At 63.5% G+C, this 15,330-nt stretch carries 16 protein-coding genes; 3 read left to right on the forward strand and 13 right to left on the reverse strand.

Annotated elements, in window-relative coordinates; all coding sequences use genetic code 11:
• Positions 1-106: 106 nt before the first annotated feature.
• Positions 107-2,776, reverse strand: coding sequence for a DNA translocase FtsK (locus tag EOD15_RS13375; protein ID WP_127319572.1), 2,670 nt, complete (start codon positions 2,774-2,776; stop codon positions 107-109).
• Between the two features lie 110 nt (positions 2,777-2,886).
• Here EOD15_RS13375 and EOD15_RS13380 point away from each other — a divergent pair, with 110 nt between their 5' ends.
• Positions 2,887-3,351 carry a hypothetical protein gene (locus tag EOD15_RS13380; protein ID WP_245463663.1) on the forward strand — a complete coding sequence of 155 codons (465 nt, stop codon included), beginning with the start codon at positions 2,887-2,889 and terminating at the stop codon, positions 3,349-3,351.
• A gap of 88 nt (positions 3,352-3,439) precedes the next feature.
• Here EOD15_RS13380 and EOD15_RS13385 read toward each other — a convergent pair whose 3' ends face one another.
• From EOD15_RS13385 to tesB, 4 genes are all read right to left on the reverse strand, one after another.
• Entirely contained in the window at positions 3,440-3,715 is a 276-nt protein-coding gene (locus EOD15_RS13385; protein WP_127267328.1) for a hypothetical protein, read from the reverse strand.
• Positions 3,716-3,969: 254 nt separating this feature from the next.
• Positions 3,970-5,391, reverse strand: coding sequence for an ammonium transporter (locus tag EOD15_RS13390; RefSeq protein WP_127267327.1), 1,422 nt, complete (start codon positions 5,389-5,391; stop codon positions 3,970-3,972).
• Between the two features lie 31 nt (positions 5,392-5,422).
• Complete coding sequence (locus tag EOD15_RS13395; RefSeq protein ID WP_013892292.1) at positions 5,423-5,761, reverse strand: P-II family nitrogen regulator; 339 nt, start codon at positions 5,759-5,761, stop codon at positions 5,423-5,425.
• 217 nt (positions 5,762-5,978) lie between these two features.
• Positions 5,979-6,854, reverse strand: coding sequence for an acyl-CoA thioesterase II (tesB, locus tag EOD15_RS13400; RefSeq protein ID WP_127319574.1), 876 nt, complete (start codon positions 6,852-6,854; stop codon positions 5,979-5,981).
• Between the two features lie 97 nt (positions 6,855-6,951).
• On the opposite strand from tesB, the gene EOD15_RS13405 reads away from it, so the two are divergent.
• Complete coding sequence (locus tag EOD15_RS13405; RefSeq protein WP_164761644.1) at positions 6,952-8,229, forward strand: ubiquinone biosynthesis hydroxylase; 1,278 nt, start codon at positions 6,952-6,954, stop codon at positions 8,227-8,229.
• Positions 8,230-8,387: 158 nt separating this feature from the next.
• On the opposite strand, the gene EOD15_RS13410 is transcribed toward EOD15_RS13405, so the two are convergent.
• Both EOD15_RS13410 and EOD15_RS13415 read right to left on the reverse strand, forming a co-directional pair.
• On the reverse strand, positions 8,388-8,915 hold the full coding sequence (locus tag EOD15_RS13410) for a hypothetical protein (RefSeq protein WP_127330211.1): 528 nt from the start codon (positions 8,913-8,915) through the stop codon (positions 8,388-8,390).
• A gap of 139 nt (positions 8,916-9,054) precedes the next feature.
• The gene (locus EOD15_RS13415; protein ID WP_127322673.1) at positions 9,055-9,411 is read right to left on the reverse strand and encodes a YciI family protein; all 357 of its coding nucleotides are present in this window, start codon (positions 9,409-9,411) and stop codon (positions 9,055-9,057) included.
• Between the two features lie 455 nt (positions 9,412-9,866).
• Here EOD15_RS13415 and EOD15_RS13425 point away from each other — a divergent pair, with 455 nt between their 5' ends.
• Positions 9,867-10,292, forward strand: coding sequence for an OsmC family protein (locus tag EOD15_RS13425; RefSeq protein WP_127322672.1), 426 nt, complete (start codon positions 9,867-9,869; stop codon positions 10,290-10,292).
• A gap of 51 nt (positions 10,293-10,343) precedes the next feature.
• Here the strand turns inward: EOD15_RS13425 and EOD15_RS13430 are convergent, their stop codons facing one another.
• Genes EOD15_RS13430 through sdhC form a run of 6 tightly spaced genes read right to left on the reverse strand, consistent with a single transcriptional unit; the run spans position 10,344 to position 15,233 of the window.
• Positions 10,344-10,973: a DUF480 domain-containing protein gene (locus tag EOD15_RS13430; RefSeq protein ID WP_127322671.1), complete on the reverse strand. Its 630-nt coding sequence runs from the start codon at positions 10,971-10,973 to the stop codon at positions 10,344-10,346.
• Positions 10,970-11,782: a nucleotidyltransferase domain-containing protein gene (locus EOD15_RS13435; protein ID WP_245463664.1), complete on the reverse strand. Its 813-nt coding sequence runs from the start codon at positions 11,780-11,782 to the stop codon at positions 10,970-10,972. Before EOD15_RS13435 ends, EOD15_RS13430 begins: the two co-directional genes overlap by 4 nt.
• Before the next feature lie 7 nt (positions 11,783-11,789).
• The gene (locus EOD15_RS13440; RefSeq protein ID WP_127382861.1) at positions 11,790-12,569 is read right to left on the reverse strand and encodes a succinate dehydrogenase iron-sulfur subunit; all 780 of its coding nucleotides are present in this window, start codon (positions 12,567-12,569) and stop codon (positions 11,790-11,792) included.
• 9 nt (positions 12,570-12,578) lie between these two features.
• Complete coding sequence (gene sdhA / locus EOD15_RS13445; protein WP_127322425.1) at positions 12,579-14,414, reverse strand: succinate dehydrogenase flavoprotein subunit; 1,836 nt, start codon at positions 14,412-14,414, stop codon at positions 12,579-12,581.
• Between the two features lies 1 nt (position 14,415).
• A complete protein-coding gene (gene sdhD, locus EOD15_RS13450) occupies positions 14,416-14,811 on the reverse strand; it encodes a succinate dehydrogenase, hydrophobic membrane anchor protein (RefSeq protein WP_127322426.1) in 396 nt (131 codons plus the stop codon).
• A 2-nt stretch (positions 14,812-14,813) separates the two neighbouring features.
• Complete coding sequence (gene sdhC / locus EOD15_RS13455; protein WP_032900823.1) at positions 14,814-15,233, reverse strand: succinate dehydrogenase, cytochrome b556 subunit; 420 nt, start codon at positions 15,231-15,233, stop codon at positions 14,814-14,816.
• Positions 15,234-15,330 lie beyond the last annotated feature (97 nt).

The raw sequence follows: 15,330 nt of genomic DNA on the forward strand, positions 1-15,330 counted from the left end.
CCCAGTTAGGCTGAAATTTGGCGGGTCAGACGTCCCTTGGTCGCTTCAACGCCTTGAAAGGTTCAAGGTTGCCGGACCGGGATGTCACAAGGGTCAGGCTTTGTGGTCAGAACTTGTCCTCTTCGGTCGGCACCAGGATCTCGCGCTTGCCGGCATGGTTGGCCGGGCCGACGATACCTTCCTTTTCCATCTTCTCGATGATCGAGGCGGCGCGGTTATAGCCGATGCCCAGCCGGCGCTGGATATAGCTGGTCGAGGCCTTGCCATCGCGCAGCACCACGGAGACCGCCTGATCGTAGGGATCGTCGGAATCCTCGAAATTGCTGTTGCCGCCACCGGACCCACCCTTGCCCGACGGCTCGTCGTCGTCCTCGCCATCATCCTCGGTGATGGCGTCGAGATATTCCGGCACGCCCTGCAGCTTCAGATGCGCAACGATCTTCTCGACCTCTTCGTCGGCGACGAACGGGCCGTGCACGCGCTGGATGCGGCCGCCGCCGGCCATGTAGAGCATGTCGCCCATGCCGAGCAGCTGCTCGGCGCCCTGCTCGCCCAGAATGGTGCGGCTGTCGATCTTCGACGTCACCTGGAAGGAGATGCGGGTCGGGAAATTGGCTTTGATGGTGCCGGTGATGACGTCGACCGACGGCCGCTGCGTTGCCATGATGACATGGATGCCGGCGGCGCGCGCCATCTGCGCCAGGCGCTGCACGGCACCTTCGATGTCCTTGCCGGCGACCATCATCAGGTCGGCCATCTCGTCGATGATGACGACGATATAGGGCATCGGCTCGAGATCGAGGTTCTCGGTCTCGTAGATCGCCTCGCCGGTCTGGCGGTCGAAGCCGGTCTGCACGGTGCGCGAGATCTTCTCGCCCTTCTTGTCCGCCTGGCTGACGCGGGCGTTGAAGCCGTCGATGTTGCGCACGCCGACCTTGGACATCTTGCGGTAGCGATCCTCCATCTCGCGCACGGTCCATTTCAGCGCCACCACGGCCTTCTTCGGATCGGTGACGACGGGCGTGAGCAGATGCGGGATGCCGTCATAGACCGAAAGTTCCAGCATTTTCGGATCGATCATGATCAGCCGACATTCTTCCGGCTTCAGCCGGTAGAGAAGCGACAGGATCATGGTGTTGATGGCGACCGACTTGCCCGAGCCGGTGGTGCCGGCGACCAGCACGTGCGGCATCTTGGCGATGTCGACGATGACCGCCTCGCCATTGATGGTCTTGCCCAGCGCCAGCGCCAGCTTGGCCTTCGTCGTCTCGAAGTCACGGCTGGCCAGAATCTCTCTGAGATAGACGGTTTCGCGCTTGGCGTTCGGCAGTTCGATGCCGATGGCGTTGCGGCCGGGCACCACGGCGACGCGGCAGGCGATGGCGCTCATCGAGCGCGCAATGTCGTCGGACAGGCCGATGACGCGTGACGATTTGATGCCGGGCGCCGGTTCGAGCTCATAGAGTGTGACCACCGGACCGGGGCGGACGGCGATGATCTCGCCCTTGACGCCGAAGTCCTCCAGCACGCCTTCGAGCAGGCGGGCGTTCTGTTCCAGCGCGTCCTTGGACAGGCTGGCGTCGCGCACCACGTTCTTCGGCTCGGAGAGGAAGTGGAGCGACGGCATTTCGAATTTTTCCGAGTCGATCAGCGATGTCTGGGCTTCGCGCTGGACGCGGGCGCCGGGCACGGGGCGCGCCGCCGGCGCCTCGACGCGGGTGGCTGCGTCGGAGCGGAACGGCTGCACCTTGGCGGTCGGCGCGCCGCGGCGTTGCACGACAGGTTCATCGTCGAAATCGGCATCCTCGCCTGGATTGTCGAAGCGGTCGTCGAAGATGTCGGCATCGTCGGGGTCGAGCGAGGCGCTGCGGTCATTGACCATGGCGGCGAAGAATTCGGGCTCGACGCGGGCACGGCCATCCTGGCTCATCCGCTGCTCGGCAAACTCCGCCGATTCGACCCGTTCGGCGGCGCGGCGCCAGGCGGTGGAGCGTTGCTCCATCTCCGGCTCGTACTCGTCCCGCTCCTGCCTGCGGCGCAAGGCACGGCGGTGCATCCACGCGCGCAGCGACAGCCACCAATGGGTGATGGCGCCGAGCGCCAGGATACCCTCGTCGCCTTCGTCCTCGTCATTGTCGAACAACAGGTCGTCCTCGCGCGGATCGGCGGCGGGCTCGTCCTCCATCACGGCGAAGCCGTTCTTGCGACCGATCAGCGCCGAACCATGGGCAAAGAGCCACAGCGCGGGTGCGGCCAGCAGGATGGCGATGATGCTGGCGATCAGCCCGGTCGGATAGCCGCCGATGACGACGCCGGGGATCTTCAGCACCATGTCGCCAAACACACCGCCGAGGCCGGTGGGCAGCGGCCAGGTCTTGGGCGGCACAACGCAGCCGACCATGGCCGCGGCCAGCAGCGCGAAGCCGAACCAGGACAGCCCGCGCTTGGGCAGCCTGTCGACACCGCGCGCGGAAAACAGCAGGAATCCCCAGATGACCGTCGGAACCAGGGCCGCGACGGCGGCGAGGCCGAAGAACTGCATGGCCAGGTCGGAGAACACGGCACCCGCATAGCCCATGGCATTGGTGACGGTGTTGTTCGTCGCGTGGGAAAAACTCGGATCGGCGACATTCCAGGTGGCAAGGCTGGCAACGCCAAAGGCGGCCAGCGCGAACAGGCCGACGCCGACCAGCCGCCCGACCTGACGCCGCGCGAACGCCTGGATGCCGTGCCCCGTATCGGCCAGCGCAAGCGGTGCTGAAGCCCCTGAACGCATGCTCTTCCCCGTCTGTCATGGTCTCGCCGGGTGCGTGGCGCATTCCGGCAGATTCGGGCCTCAGACTATCGGTGGGAAGGTTAAGGGCGCATTAACTATAAGAGGTTGAGATGATCAAACCTCGTTACCACTGGTTGAGCCGCTTGCTGCTCGAAGAATGGCGCCGAGTGTGGGCGAGGGGGGTCGCCAATTTGGGTAAAGGCATGCAACCCGTCTTCCTTCGCGTGGCGGCACTGGCCTGGGCAGGGCTCAGTTTGCTGCTCGCTTTGCACTGGTTCGTCGAACTCGGCATGGTGGGCTTCCCGGACGGCTATGTGACGCCCTTCGCCAGAGCGACCGGTCCGCTGCTGCACATCCTCGCCACAGCCTGCCTCGGACAAGGCCTGTATTTTCTGTTCAGAGGTCTTTTCGGCAAGGGATTTGCAGTGCGAGGCCTCGGCCTGCGGGTTTTGATCGCTGCGGTCCTGACAGTGGCGCCTGTGCTGATCGTCAGGAATTGCCCGCATTCCCGGACATGCAGCAGCGCGTATGAAGCGCTGACGAACACCATGATGGACGACGGCGCCGGCGGATAGAGCTGCCGCCTGCCGAAACAATGGCGGACTGCCGGGCCCGCCATTGGTCGTTTGGAACAAAGATCGGGCCTCGGCCCGACCGGACAAATCAGTTGGCGCCGCCGAGCGCCTGCACATTAGCGCAGAATTCCGCATACGGCTTGCTCATCGCCGCATCCTGGCATTCCTTCTTCATCGCTTCCTGCTTTTCCATCGGCATGGCCATGAAAGCGGTCTTGAAATCCGCCATCGGCTTCATGGTCTTCATGCCGGAATCCGTGAAGAACGGCGCCATGTTGTCGGGCTCATCCAGAGCGCCGGCAAATGCAAAGCCGCTGACCATGGAAAGAGCGAGCGCTCCAAGGCAGATATTCTTGAGGTTCATGAAATGGTTTCCTTCCCTGTTGTTTGGCACGAGCGGCAGAACGACGATCGTCCCCCCAGTTCGAAACCAGAGCGGTCGTTGTTTCCTCAAAAAACCTGATCACACGAACGTGATTGCGCCAAGACGGGCATTGCCGGAATGACTTGCCAAAAAAAGAGGCCCGGATGCGATCCGGGCCTCAATGCGTGAACTCCTTTCGGGAGCATCACGACGGGATAGGATTGCGGGGCGGCCGAGGCCGCCTCGCACAGGGCTTACGAGTGATAGGCCGCTTCGCCATGCGAGGTGAGGTCGAGGCCTTCGCGCTCTGCGTCGGCTGTCGGACGCAGGCCGATGATCAGGTCGACGATCTTGTAGAGGATGGCGCTGCCGATACCCGACCACAGCAGGGTCACCAGGACACCCTTGGCTTGCGCCAGCAGCTGGGTGGCCGTGCCGGCATAGCCGGCAGCAAAGTCGGCCGTCGAATAGTCGACAATGCCGGCGCCACCGAGGGCAGGATTGACCAGGATGCCTGTGCCGAGCGCGCCGATGATGCCGCCGATGCAGTGGACGCCGAAGACATCAAGGCTGTCGTCGTAGTCGAACGTGTTCTTCACCACCGAGACGAAGAAGTAGCAGACGAAGGTGGCGACGATGCCGAGCACGATGGCGCCCATCGGGCCGGCAAAGCCGGCAGCGGGCGTGACGGCGACGAGGCCGGTCACCGCACCCGAAACAGCACCAAGCATGGAGGCTTTGCCGCGCAGCAGCGATTCAAGCACGATCCAGGTGACCGCCGCCGCCGCCGTGGCGACGAAGGTATTGATCATGGCCAGCACCGCATAGGCGTTCGCTTCAAGGTTCGAACCGGCGTTGAAGCCAAACCAGCCGACCCACAGCAGCGAAGCACCGACCATGGTCAGCGTCATCGAGTGCGGCGCCATGAGATCCTTCTTGTAGCCGCTGCGCTTGCCGATCATGAGCGCGCCGACGAGGCCGGCAATGCCCGCATTGATGTGAACGACCGTGCCGCCGGCGAAGTCGATGGCGCCGAAGCTGAAGATGAGGCCCGTCGGATCGCTATAAGCGCTCGGGCCGCCCCAGAACCAGACCATATGAGCGATCGGGAAGTAGATGAAAGTGACCCACAGGATGACGAAAAGGATCAAAGCGGAGAATTTGACGCGTTCGGCGAAGGCGCCGACGATCAGAGCCGGCGTGATGCAGGCGAAGGTCATCTGGAAGACGACGAACACCAGTTCAGGAATGGCGACACCCTTGGTAAAGGTTTCCGACAGGGTCGTCACATCGACGCCGGAGAGAAACATCTTGGAAAGGCCGCCGACGAAGGCGTTGCCCGGGGTGAAGGCGAGGCTGTAGCCGTAGAAAACCCAGATGATCATGACCACGCTGGTGATGGTGAAGACCTGCATCAGCACTGACAGCATGTTCTTGCTGCGAACCAGGCCGCCGTAGAAAAGCGCAAGACCTGGAACCGTCATCAACAGCACCAGAACGGTGGAAACCATCATCCACGTGGTGTCGCCCTTGTCGACGGTGAAAGCTGGCGCTGCTGCGGCCGCGGCGGGAGCCGCTTCCTGCGCGAATGCGGCGACCGTGCCCAATGCTCCGAGCGCGAACGAGCCGAGCAGCGCGGAGCGCGCCGCTGACTTCAAGGTGGAAGGAATATTCATTGAACTCTCCATTGGAATACGTGATCGCCGCTCAGAGCGCGTCGGTGTCTGTTTCGCCGGTGCGGATGCGCACCGCCTGATCGATGCCGAAAACGAAGATCTTGCCGTCGCCGATCTGCCCGGTCTTGGCGGCGGCGGTGATGGCTTCGACAGCCTTGTCCACCATGTCGGAACTGACGGCGACTTCGATCTTGATCTTCGGCAGGAAGCTGACCGCGTATTCCGCCCCGCGATAGATCTCCGTATGCCCTTTCTGACGCCCGTAGCCTTTGACTTCGGTGACGGTCAGGCCCTGGATGCCGACGGCGGTAAGCGCTTCGCGTACCTCGTCGAGCTTGAACGGCTTGATGATTGCCATCACGATTTTCATAAGGTTTCACCCTTCGCTGTTGCGGTCCCCCGCGTTTGCACACCTTCACCGATCCTAAAAAGCCGGAGAGTGCCCACGAGGATTCAAGCTCCGTGCCAAGTGCCGAAGCAGTGTGTTAACCCATTGTAAACAAAGAGATTGAGGAGCGTTCCGACGCAACCTGTTGATAGCTGCGGCGATGCATCTGCTTAAAAATTGGGCAATTTTTGAAAAATGCCTACTCTGCAGGCGATCGCTTCAGCCGGATCAGCCCTTCCTGCGCGACCGAGGCGATCAGCGTGCCGTCGCGGGCAAACAGCGACCCGCGTGTAAAGCCGCGTGACCCCTGTGTCGACGGGCTGTCCTGCGTGTAGAGCATCCAGTCGTCGAGCGCATGACTGCGATGGAACCACATGGCGTGGTCGAGGCTCGCCGCCTGGATATCGCGGTCGAAAATGGCGCGGCCATGCGCGAAGGTCGATGTGTCGAGCAGCGTCATGTCGGAAAGATAGGCGAGCACCGCCGCCTGGATGGCGCGGTCCGCCGGCACCGGACCTGTGGTGCGGATCCAGATATTCTGCTTCGGCTCCAGCTTTTCGCGGCTGGTGTAATGCTTCAGCATCACCGGCTTCATCTCGATCGGCCGGTCGCGCTCCCAGTAGCGTTTGATGCCATCGGGCACCGCGTCGGCGAATTTGCCCAGCAATTCGCGTTGCGACAGCAATGTGTCCGGCCCCGGAACGTCCTGCGGCATCGGCACCTGGTGCTCGAGACCGACCTCGTCCTGCTGGAACGAGGCTTCGAGCGAAAAGATCGCCTGGCCGTGCTGGACTGCCACCACGCGCCGCGTGGTGAAGGAGCCGCCGTCGCGAATACGGTCGACCTCGTAGACGATCGGCACCTTGGTGTCGCCGGGCCGCATGAAATAGCCGTGCAGCGAATGCACGTGCCGATCGGGATCCACTGTCCGCTGCGCCGCCACCAGCGCCTGGGCGATGGTCTGGCCGCCGAACACGCGCTGCCAGTCGAGCAAGGGGCTGCGACCACGATACAGATTGTGTTCCAGCTTCTCGAGGTCGAGAATGCCGAGAAGCTCGTCCATGGCTGCCGTCATATTTCGCGCCCTCGCCGCAGAAGTGTTATGGCGGTTTCCGACAGGACGGACAGGCAGTCAAGGGTGCAGGACCCGGCGGCGCGCAGGAGCGAAGATGATGGAACGCAAGGCGGACACGCAAACCGGGGCAAACGCGAAAACAGTATCTGGGCTCGATGTCCTGGTCGCCGGCGCCGGCTATGTCGGCCTGGCCGCCGCCGTGTCGCTGAAGCAGGCGCGACCGGGTCTCGCCATCGCTCTCGTCGATGCCGCACCTGCTGGCGCCTGGCAAAGGGATGGCCGCGCCTCGGCCATCGCCGCCGCCGCCTGCCGCATGCTCGACCAGCTCGGCGTGTGGGCCGAGATCGTGCCCCAGGCGCAGGCGATCACCGAGATGATCATCACCGATTCGCGCACCGCCGATCCGGTGCGTCCGGTCTTTCTGACCTTCGACGGCGAAGTGGCGCCGGGCGAGCCCTTTGCGCATATGGTCGCCAACAGGGTGCTGAACGGCGCCTTGCGGGCCAGCGCCGAAAAGGTCGGCATCGACATCATCGAAGGCGTCGCCGTGCAGGGGTTCGAGACCAACGGCGCCGGCATCACCGTTCACCTCGCCGACGGCGCGACCCTGAAGGCCCGGTTGCTGGTCGCCGCCGACGGCGTCAACTCGAAGCTGCGCGACATGGCCGGCATCAAGACGGTGAAGTGGGAATATGGCCAGTCGGGCATCGTCTGCACCGTGGCGCATGAACGCCCGCATAATGGTCGCGCCGAAGAGCATTTCCTGCCGGCCGGCCCCTTCGCCACATTGCCACTCAAGCCCGGCGAGGACGGCACCAACCGCTCGTCGATCGTCTGGGTCGAGCGTACGCCCGACGCCGAGAAGCTGGTGGCCGGTGACGATCTCCTCTTCGAACACGAACTCGAGCAGCGTTTTGGCCTGAAGCTTGGCGAGATCCGCGTTGCCGACAAGCCGCGCGCCTGGCCGCTCGGCCTGACCATTGCGCGCGCCTTCGTCGCACCCCGCATCGCGCTCGCCGGCGATGCCGCCCACGGCATCCACCCGATCGCCGGCCAGGGCCTCAATCTCGGCTTCAAGGATGTCGCGGCCCTTGCCGAGGTGATCGTCGAGGCCGACCGGCTCGGCCGGGACATCGGCGCGCTCGACGTGCTCGGGCGCTACCAGCAGTGGCGCCGCTTCGACACGGTGCAGATGGGTGTCACCACGGACGCGCTGAACCGGCTGTTTTCCAACGATATCGGCCCGCTGCGCACCGTCCGCGACATCGGCCTCGGTCTCGTCGAACGCATGCCGCGCCTGAAGGATTTTTTTATCCGGCAGGCGTCGGGACTGTCCGCCAGCACGCCGCGACTATTGAAGGGCGAGGCGATCTGACCCGCCGCCATGGCAGGGGTGTGTTGAGATTCAGGTCAGGCCGAGCCGAAAATGGCGGATTCCGAGAACCGGAGCGGAGCGTACATTTGGGTACGTGAGCACCGGAAGCGCAGGAAGCTGCCATTTGCAGGCCGGGCTCACCTGAATATCAGCACACCCTAGTTGACCTCAAAACCCAGCTTTTGCCGCAGCCGCAATATCCTCTGGTCGGATATTTCGATGCGTTTCTCGCCGCCCTGGGCGGCGCGGTTGACCATCTGCAGCAGATCGTTTCGCTCGGCGACATCGAGACGTTCGCGTAGAAACGGCGCCAGCTTGTCGATGACAACGGTGGCGTCGTCGACTTGCGCCGCCGCCCATTTGGCATAGATCACCGCCTCGTCGGTCTTCTTCTTGTCGGCGATCTCTGAAATCACCGCGCGGATGACGGCCTCGCGCTGCGGCAGGATGGGCCCATCCTCGGAGACGATTGATGTGATCAGCGTAGCCGCCGCTACGACTGGATCATCGATCGCCGTCAGCGGCGACAGCGCCGCCTGCTTGCGCAGCTTCTTGCGGCGTACCGAGCCCTGAACCCGGCCAATGACATCGGCAACGTCACGCGCGGCCTCGTTCATGGCCTTCATCCGGTACCACCAGAACGCCGCCGCGCCTAACACGCCAAGGATAGCAATCAGGAAAGGCATGTCGAAATCCCCAAGAACCCCGGCGACGATAGGAGAACTCTCGCCTTGCTTCAACACGCAAAAGTTGCGCACGGAACCGAAGCCCGAACGCTCAGCCCGACGCTCTGGTTTTCGAAGCAGCCACAACGCTGGCAGGGCTCTATGACCCCGGTATGTCGTAGATGGCCCGGACCTCGATCGTGCCGAGTTCGGCCAGTGGAATACCAGCGGCAATGTCCAGCGCCGCTTCGAGATCTCCGGCCTCGATCATAACGAAACCAAGCAATTGCTCCTTGGTCTCGGCGAACGGCCCGTCGATGACCAGCCGCTTGCCCTGACGCCGCCGCACGGTTTTGGCTGTTTTCACCGATTGCAGCGCCTGCGCGACGATCAGCAGGCCGCTCTCCTCCAGCGCCCGGTCGTAGGCCAGCGAATCGGCGTCGAGCTTGGCCGACCTTGCCGGGGTCAGCGCGTGAAGATCCTTTTCCTCACCATAAACCAGGCAGACATATTTCATTTCCAGCCCCCTTGCCGCTGTGAACCATAGGATGCGCCGACGAGGGCATCGGTGTTGCCACTGACCGCCGCCGCATGATCGAGAAGGCATGCCGCGATGCCGATGATGGCAACCGCCGCCAGAAGCCGGCCAAAGCCGGACGCCGGCGGACGCAGCCAGAAGTCTTCTTCTCGTCGCCCGCCTCCGCAGCCTGCACCTTTCCACGATGCCAAAAACATATTGTCCATGTGAACCTCCATCCGGCCACAAATCCGTGGCCATCCGCAGGACGGGCGAAGCAGATCAAAGTCGACATTTCTGCACCGGCATTTTTCGGAAAAATCTGGCCACCGGTGCCGGCACTGTGCGGTGGTTCAAAGAGCGCAGTGGCCTTCGCGTCCGCGCGCGCTATAGTTGACCGGACGCCGGCTCGGCCTCGACAACGAACCCCAACCACGACAACCAAGGAGGAATTCATGGACCGCACCGCAAACGCCGTCTGGAAAGGCAATCTGAAAGAGGGCACGGGCACGCTCGACACCCAGAGCGGAACCCTGAAGGGCACGCCCTATTCGTTCAAGGCGCGCTTCGAGGACGAGAGCGGCAAATCCGGCACCAATCCGGAAGAACTGATCGCCGCGGCGCACGCAGGCTGCTTTGCCATGCAGTTCTCGCATTTCCTGGCCGAGAACGGCACGCCTGCCACCGAACTCGACGCCAAGGCCGTGGTGACGCTGGTTCCAGGCACCGGGATCACCGGCAGCGCCCTCACCGTGGTCGGCAAGGTCCCGGGCATCGATGCGGCGAAATTCACGGAGCTGGCCGAGAAGGCCAAGGCCGGATGCCCGGTCTCGAAGGCGCTCGGCGCCATAAACGTATCGCTTGATGCCCGGCTCGGCTGAAAGCGCTGCATCCGTGTAAGACCCGGCGCGAACGCCCGGGCGCGCGCCGGCCTATGCTCCCAGCGCGTCCAGGCGAGCGCGCAGTGCGGCGACTTCCTGCTCCAATGCCTCCAACCGCGCCTCCAGGTCGGAAGCAGGCAAGGCCGATGCACTTCGCTGCACCGAAAGGGCGGCAACGTCCACCGGGCCGCTGAGGAGATGAACGTAGCGGTCCTCGCGCTGGCCTGGTCCGCGCGGGATTTCCTGGATGAGTGGCGGCCGACGTCCGATCAGCATGTCGAGTTCGGCGCGCAGATCTTCGATCGACGGGAACCGCGCCATGCGCTCGCCGCGCGCCAGCAGTTCATGGGCCGTCTGCGGCCCGCGCAGCAACAGCAGGCCGATCAAAGCAGTCTGCGGCGTGGTCAGCGAGAAGCGCTGCGCCATCTGGTGCTCGTAGCGCTCGACGCGCGAGCCGAACATCTGCCGCACCAGCCCCTTTTGTTCAAGCAGCTTCAGCCCCCGGTGCACCTCGGTCTGCTCCAGTGCCATCACCGGCTCGCGCGCCGTCTTCTGGTTGGCGGCGGCCAGTGCTGCGTTGAGCGTCAGCGGATAGACATCCGGCGTCAGCTCCTTCTTCTCGATCAGGCAGCCGAGAATGCGGGCTTCGATGGGGGAAAGGATGGGAAGGTCATCGCTCATTGAAGTTCAGCCTCCCGGCGGTAAAAATCGGTTGCAAGGGCTCGATTGTGCGCTTGGCGGCCCTCATCCCTGACCGTGCCAGCAAGATTCATTTCATAGTGTCCATAACGGGCCTCAAGGTAGCGCGCGATTGCGGTCGGGGTGAGACCGGACCCCATCTCCCGCGTCTGGCTTTTCCGCTCGATCAGGCTGCGGATTTCGTCGCATGCCCGTGCGGGTATCTCGGTCTGGTCGAGGCACTCGCCAAGATTCATCGGAGGCAGGCTGGCAAAGCCGCGCTGCTCCATCCAGTCCAGCGCTACCAGCGGCCGAATGAGATAAAACAGCTTCTTCAGCTTCACCTCGCCAGAGAAACTGCCGATCTTGGCGACATGCGACCGTGCAAGTCCGAGATAGTGATGCGAAACCTTTGCCGGATCGACGATCTCAGCCAACAGGTCGAGAAGGCGCCGGCGAAATCCCGCGACTTCCTCATAGACGATCGGTGACTTTGCCCATTCGACGATGACCGCATTGCCGCCGAGCGCCAGCAGCAAGGCCTTGCGCAGATCCCAGCCGCCGGCATCGATCTCGCCTTCGATAGGAAATTCAATCACGTCGCGTGCTTGTTCCAGCACGAGGTGATCGGGCACCGGCCTGACATAAACGAAGCGGCAATCATAGTCGCTGTCGGGAGACGGGAAACCCCAGGCGCGACTGCCGCTTTCGATGGCGAACAGGATCGTCACACCTTGGGTTCGCACCAGGTCGAGTCGCGCCCGGACTGCCGCAACGGCGTCCGGCGAAAAATCAGCAGGTAGCCGCTTCATTCAGGGCCTAAACCCTTCTCTCCACCATCATCTTCTTGATCTCGGCGATCGCCTTGGCCGGGTTGAGGCCTTTCGGGCAGGTCTGCGCGCAGTTCATGATGGTGTGGCAGCGATAGAGCCGGAACGGGTCTTCGAGGTTGTCGAGCCGCTCACCGGTGGCCTCGTCACGGCTATCGATCAGCCAGCGATAGGCCTGCAGAAGCGTTGCCGGGCCGAGATAGCGGTCGCCGTTCCACCAGTAGCTCGGGCACGAGGTCGAGCAGCAGGCGCACAATATGCATTCGTAGAGCCCGTCGAGTTTCTCGCGGTCCTCGTGGCTCTGCAGCCACTCCTTGGCCGGCTCCGGCGACACCGTCTTTAGCCAGGGCTGGATCGAGGCATGCTGGGCATAGAAATTGGTGAGGTCGGGCACAAGATCCTTGACCACCTGCATATGCGGCAGCGGGTAGACTTTTACCGCGCCGGAAATGTCGTCGCAGCCCTTGGTGCAGGCGAGCGTGTTGGAACCGTCGATGTTCATGGCGCAGGAGCCGCAAATGCCTTCGCGGCAGGAACGCCGCAAGGTCAGCGTCGGGTCGATCTTGTTCTTGATCCACAGCAGCGCGTCGAGCACCATCGGCCCGCAATCGTCCATGTCGACGAAATAGGTGTCGATGCGCGGGTTCTCGTCATCGTCCGGCGACCAGCGGTAGATGCGGTATTCCCGCAGATTGGTGGCGCCCTCCGGCTTTGGCCAGGTCTTGCCCTGCTGGATCTTCGAGTTCTTGGGGAGCGTGAGTTCAACCATGTTCGATCCTCAATACACCCGGGCCTTGGGCGCGATCTTGGCGAGGCTGATGCCGCCGTCCTTTTCAGCCAGCTGCGGCTCGGTGTGCACCGGCCGGTAGGAGAGCGTCACCTTGCCGTCTTCGCTGAGCCTGGCCAGCGTGTGCTTGCGCCAGACCGCGTCGTCGCGCGCCGAAAAGTCCTCGCGTGCGTGTGCGCCGCGGCTCTCCTTGCGCGCCTCGGCGCTGTAGACCGTGGTGATGGCATTGGCCATCAGGTTTTCCAGCTCCAGCGTCTCGACCAGATCGGAGTTCCAGATCATCGAGCGGTCGGACACTTTGATGTCCTTCAACTCGCCCCAGATCTGCGAAACGCGCTTGCAGCCGCTTTCGAGGGACTCCTGCGTGCGGAATACGGCCGCGTCTTCCTGCATCGCCTTCTGCATCTTTTCACGCAAGCTGGCCGTCGGCGTCGAGCCATTGGCGTGGCGCAGCCGGTCGAAGCGGTCCATGATCTTTTCGACCGAAGCTTCGTTGGGCGAAGGGATCGCCGACTTGCGGTCGATGACCTGGCCGGCGCGGATCGCGGCCGCGCGGCCGAACACCACAAGATCGATCAGCGAATTCGAACCGAGCCGATTGGCACCATGCACGGAGGCGCAGCCGGCTTCGCCGACAGCCATCAATCCGGGCGACACCTGGTCTGGATTGAGCGCCGTCGGATTGAGCACCTCGCCCCAGTAATTGGTCGGCACGCCGCCCATATTGTAGTGGACCGTGGGCAGCACCGGAATCGGCTCCTTGGTCAGGTCGACACCGGCAAAGATCTTGGCCGATTCCGAAATGCCCGGCAGCCGCTCATGCAGGACGGCGGGATCGAGATGGTCGAGATGCAGGAAGATGTGGTCCTTGTTCTTGCCGACGCCGCGACCTTCACGGATTTCCAGCGTCATGCAGCGCGAGACGACGTCGCGCGAGGCAAGGTCCTTGGCGGACGGCGCATAGCGCTCCATGAAGCGCTCGCCCTCGGAATTGACGAGATAGCCGCCCTCGCCGCGCGCACCCTCGGTGATCAGGCAGCCGGCGCCATAGATGCCGGTCGGGTGGAATTGCACGAACTCCATGTCCTGCAGCGGAAAGCCGGCACGCGCGGCCATGCCGCCGCCGTCGCCGGTGCAGGTGTGCGCCGAGGTGGCCGAGAAATAGGTGCGGCCATAGCCGCCGGTCGCCAGCACCACCATCTTGGCCGAGAAGCGGTGGATGGTGCCGTCATCCAGATTCCAGGCGAGAACGCCGGTGCAGGTGCCGTCCGGCTCCATGATCAGGTCGAGCGCGAAATACTCGATGAAGAACTGCGCGTTGTTCTTCAGCGACTGGCCGTAAAGCGTGTGCAGGATGGCATGGCCGGTGCGGTCGGCGGCGGCACAGGTGCGCTGCACCGGCGGGCCTTCGCCATAGTTCATCATGTGGCCGCCGAACGGCCGCTGGTAGATCTTGCCCTCTTCGGTGCGCGAAAACGGCACGCCGTAATGTTCGAGCTCGTAGACCGCGGCCGGCGCTTCGCGCACCAGATATTCCATGGCGTCGACATCGCCCAGCCAGTCCGAGCCCTTGACGGTGTCGTACATGTGCCACTGCCAGGAATCGGGACCCATGTTGGACAGCGAGGCGGCAATGCCGCCTTGCGCCGCCACCGTGTGCGAGCGGGTCGGGAATACCTTGCTGATGCAGGCGGTGCGCAGGCCCTGTTCGGCCATGCCGAGCGTGGCGCGCAGGCCGGCGCCGCCGGCGCCAACGACCACCACGTCGAACTTGTGGTCGACAAAGGTATAGCCTGCCGTGTTGGCTTGTTTCGCGTCCTTGGCCAACTCAGCCTCCGAATGCCAGCTTGAGCAGGGCGAAGATCGAGGCGACGCCGACCGCTATGGTGAAAAATGTATTGAGCGCGATCAGCGCCAGCTTCATGCCTTCGCCATGCACGTAATCCTCGATGATCACCTGCATGCCGAGCCGCATATGGGTAAGCCCGGAAATAAGCACCAGGGCCATCACCAGCGCGACGAACGGGTTGGCAAGAGCTGCCCGCACATGTGCGTAGTCGGCGCCGTTGAGCGCGATCAGGAAGCCGGCGAAGAACAGGATCAGCGGGATGTTGGCGATCGCGGTCAGGCGCTGGCGCCAGAAATGCCCGGTGCCCTCGCGGGCGGAGCCGAGGCCGCGGACCCTCGCCAGCGGCGTGCGCATGTCGGTGTTTTTGCCGCTCATGGTCAGGCTCCCCGCGCCATATAGCCGGCGATCCAGATCAGCAGCGTGAGCAGGATCGAACCGGCCAGCGTCGCCCAGGCGATCTTCGAGGCGGTATGCTTCTCGAGGCCCGCGCCGGTGTCCCAGACCAGATGGCGCACGCCACCCAGCATATGGTGCATCAGCGCCCAGGTGTAGCCGAACAGGATGAGCCGGCCGAGCCAGGTGCCGAAGGCCCAATTGGCCCAATCGAAAGTCGCCTGCGAGCTGGCCGCCGCCATCAGCCACAGGGCGACCAGCAGCGTGCCGAAATACAGCGCCCCACCGGTGATGCGGTGAATGATCGACATCGTCATGGTGATCGGCGGCCGGTACACGGTGAGGTGCGGCGAAATCGGCCGTTCACGTCTGGCAAATTCGCGGGTGGCTGGTGATTTGCTCATGGCTCCCCCAGTTCGGCGTCTCTCTGGAGCCTCAGGTGGAAATGCGGCATTGCCGCTTCCGGTTGCGACTTCGGACAGCCGGTTTCTAATGCTCTTT

The sequence above is a fragment of the Mesorhizobium sp. M7A.T.Ca.US.000.02.2.1 genome, from assembly GCF_003996995.1.
GTDB lineage: Bacteria > Pseudomonadota > Alphaproteobacteria > Rhizobiales > Rhizobiaceae > Mesorhizobium.

Coding starts and splice junctions, on each gene's coding strand:
- EOD15_RS13415 (WP_127322673.1), bottom strand. CDS start 9,411: ATGAAATATGTCTGCCTGGTTTATGGTGAGGAAAAGGATCTTCACGCG.
- EOD15_RS13395 (WP_013892292.1), bottom strand. CDS start 5,761: ATGAAAATCGTGATGGCAATCATCAAGCCGTTCAAGCTCGACGAGGTA.
- tesB (WP_127319574.1), bottom strand. CDS start 6,854: ATGACGGCAGCCATGGACGAGCTTCTCGGCATTCTCGACCTCGAGAAG.
- EOD15_RS13425 (WP_127322672.1), top strand. CDS start 9,867: ATGGACCGCACCGCAAACGCCGTCTGGAAAGGCAATCTGAAAGAGGGC.
- EOD15_RS13375 (WP_127319572.1), bottom strand. CDS start 2,776: ATGCGTTCAGGGGCTTCAGCACCGCTTGCGCTGGCCGATACGGGGCAC.
- EOD15_RS13385 (WP_127267328.1), bottom strand. CDS start 3,715: ATGAACCTCAAGAATATCTGCCTTGGAGCGCTCGCTCTTTCCATGGTC.
- EOD15_RS13380 (WP_245463663.1), top strand. CDS start 2,887: ATGATCAAACCTCGTTACCACTGGTTGAGCCGCTTGCTGCTCGAAGAA.
- EOD15_RS13390 (WP_127267327.1), bottom strand. CDS start 5,391: ATGAATATTCCTTCCACCTTGAAGTCAGCGGCGCGCTCCGCGCTGCTC.
- sdhC (WP_032900823.1), bottom strand. CDS start 15,233: ATGAGCAAATCACCAGCCACCCGCGAATTTGCCAGACGTGAACGGCCG.
- EOD15_RS13440 (WP_127382861.1), bottom strand. CDS start 12,569: ATGGTTGAACTCACGCTCCCCAAGAACTCGAAGATCCAGCAGGGCAAG.
- EOD15_RS13435 (WP_245463664.1), bottom strand. CDS start 11,782: ATGAAGCGGCTACCTGCTGATTTTTCGCCGGACGCCGTTGCGGCAGTC.
- sdhD (WP_127322426.1), bottom strand. CDS start 14,811: ATGAGCGGCAAAAACACCGACATGCGCACGCCGCTGGCGAGGGTCCGC.
- EOD15_RS13430 (WP_127322671.1), bottom strand. CDS start 10,973: ATGAGCGATGACCTTCCCATCCTTTCCCCCATCGAAGCCCGCATTCTC.
- EOD15_RS13410 (WP_127330211.1), bottom strand. CDS start 8,915: ATGCCTTTCCTGATTGCTATCCTTGGCGTGTTAGGCGCGGCGGCGTTC.
- EOD15_RS13405 (WP_164761644.1), top strand. CDS start 6,952: ATGGAACGCAAGGCGGACACGCAAACCGGGGCAAACGCGAAAACAGTA.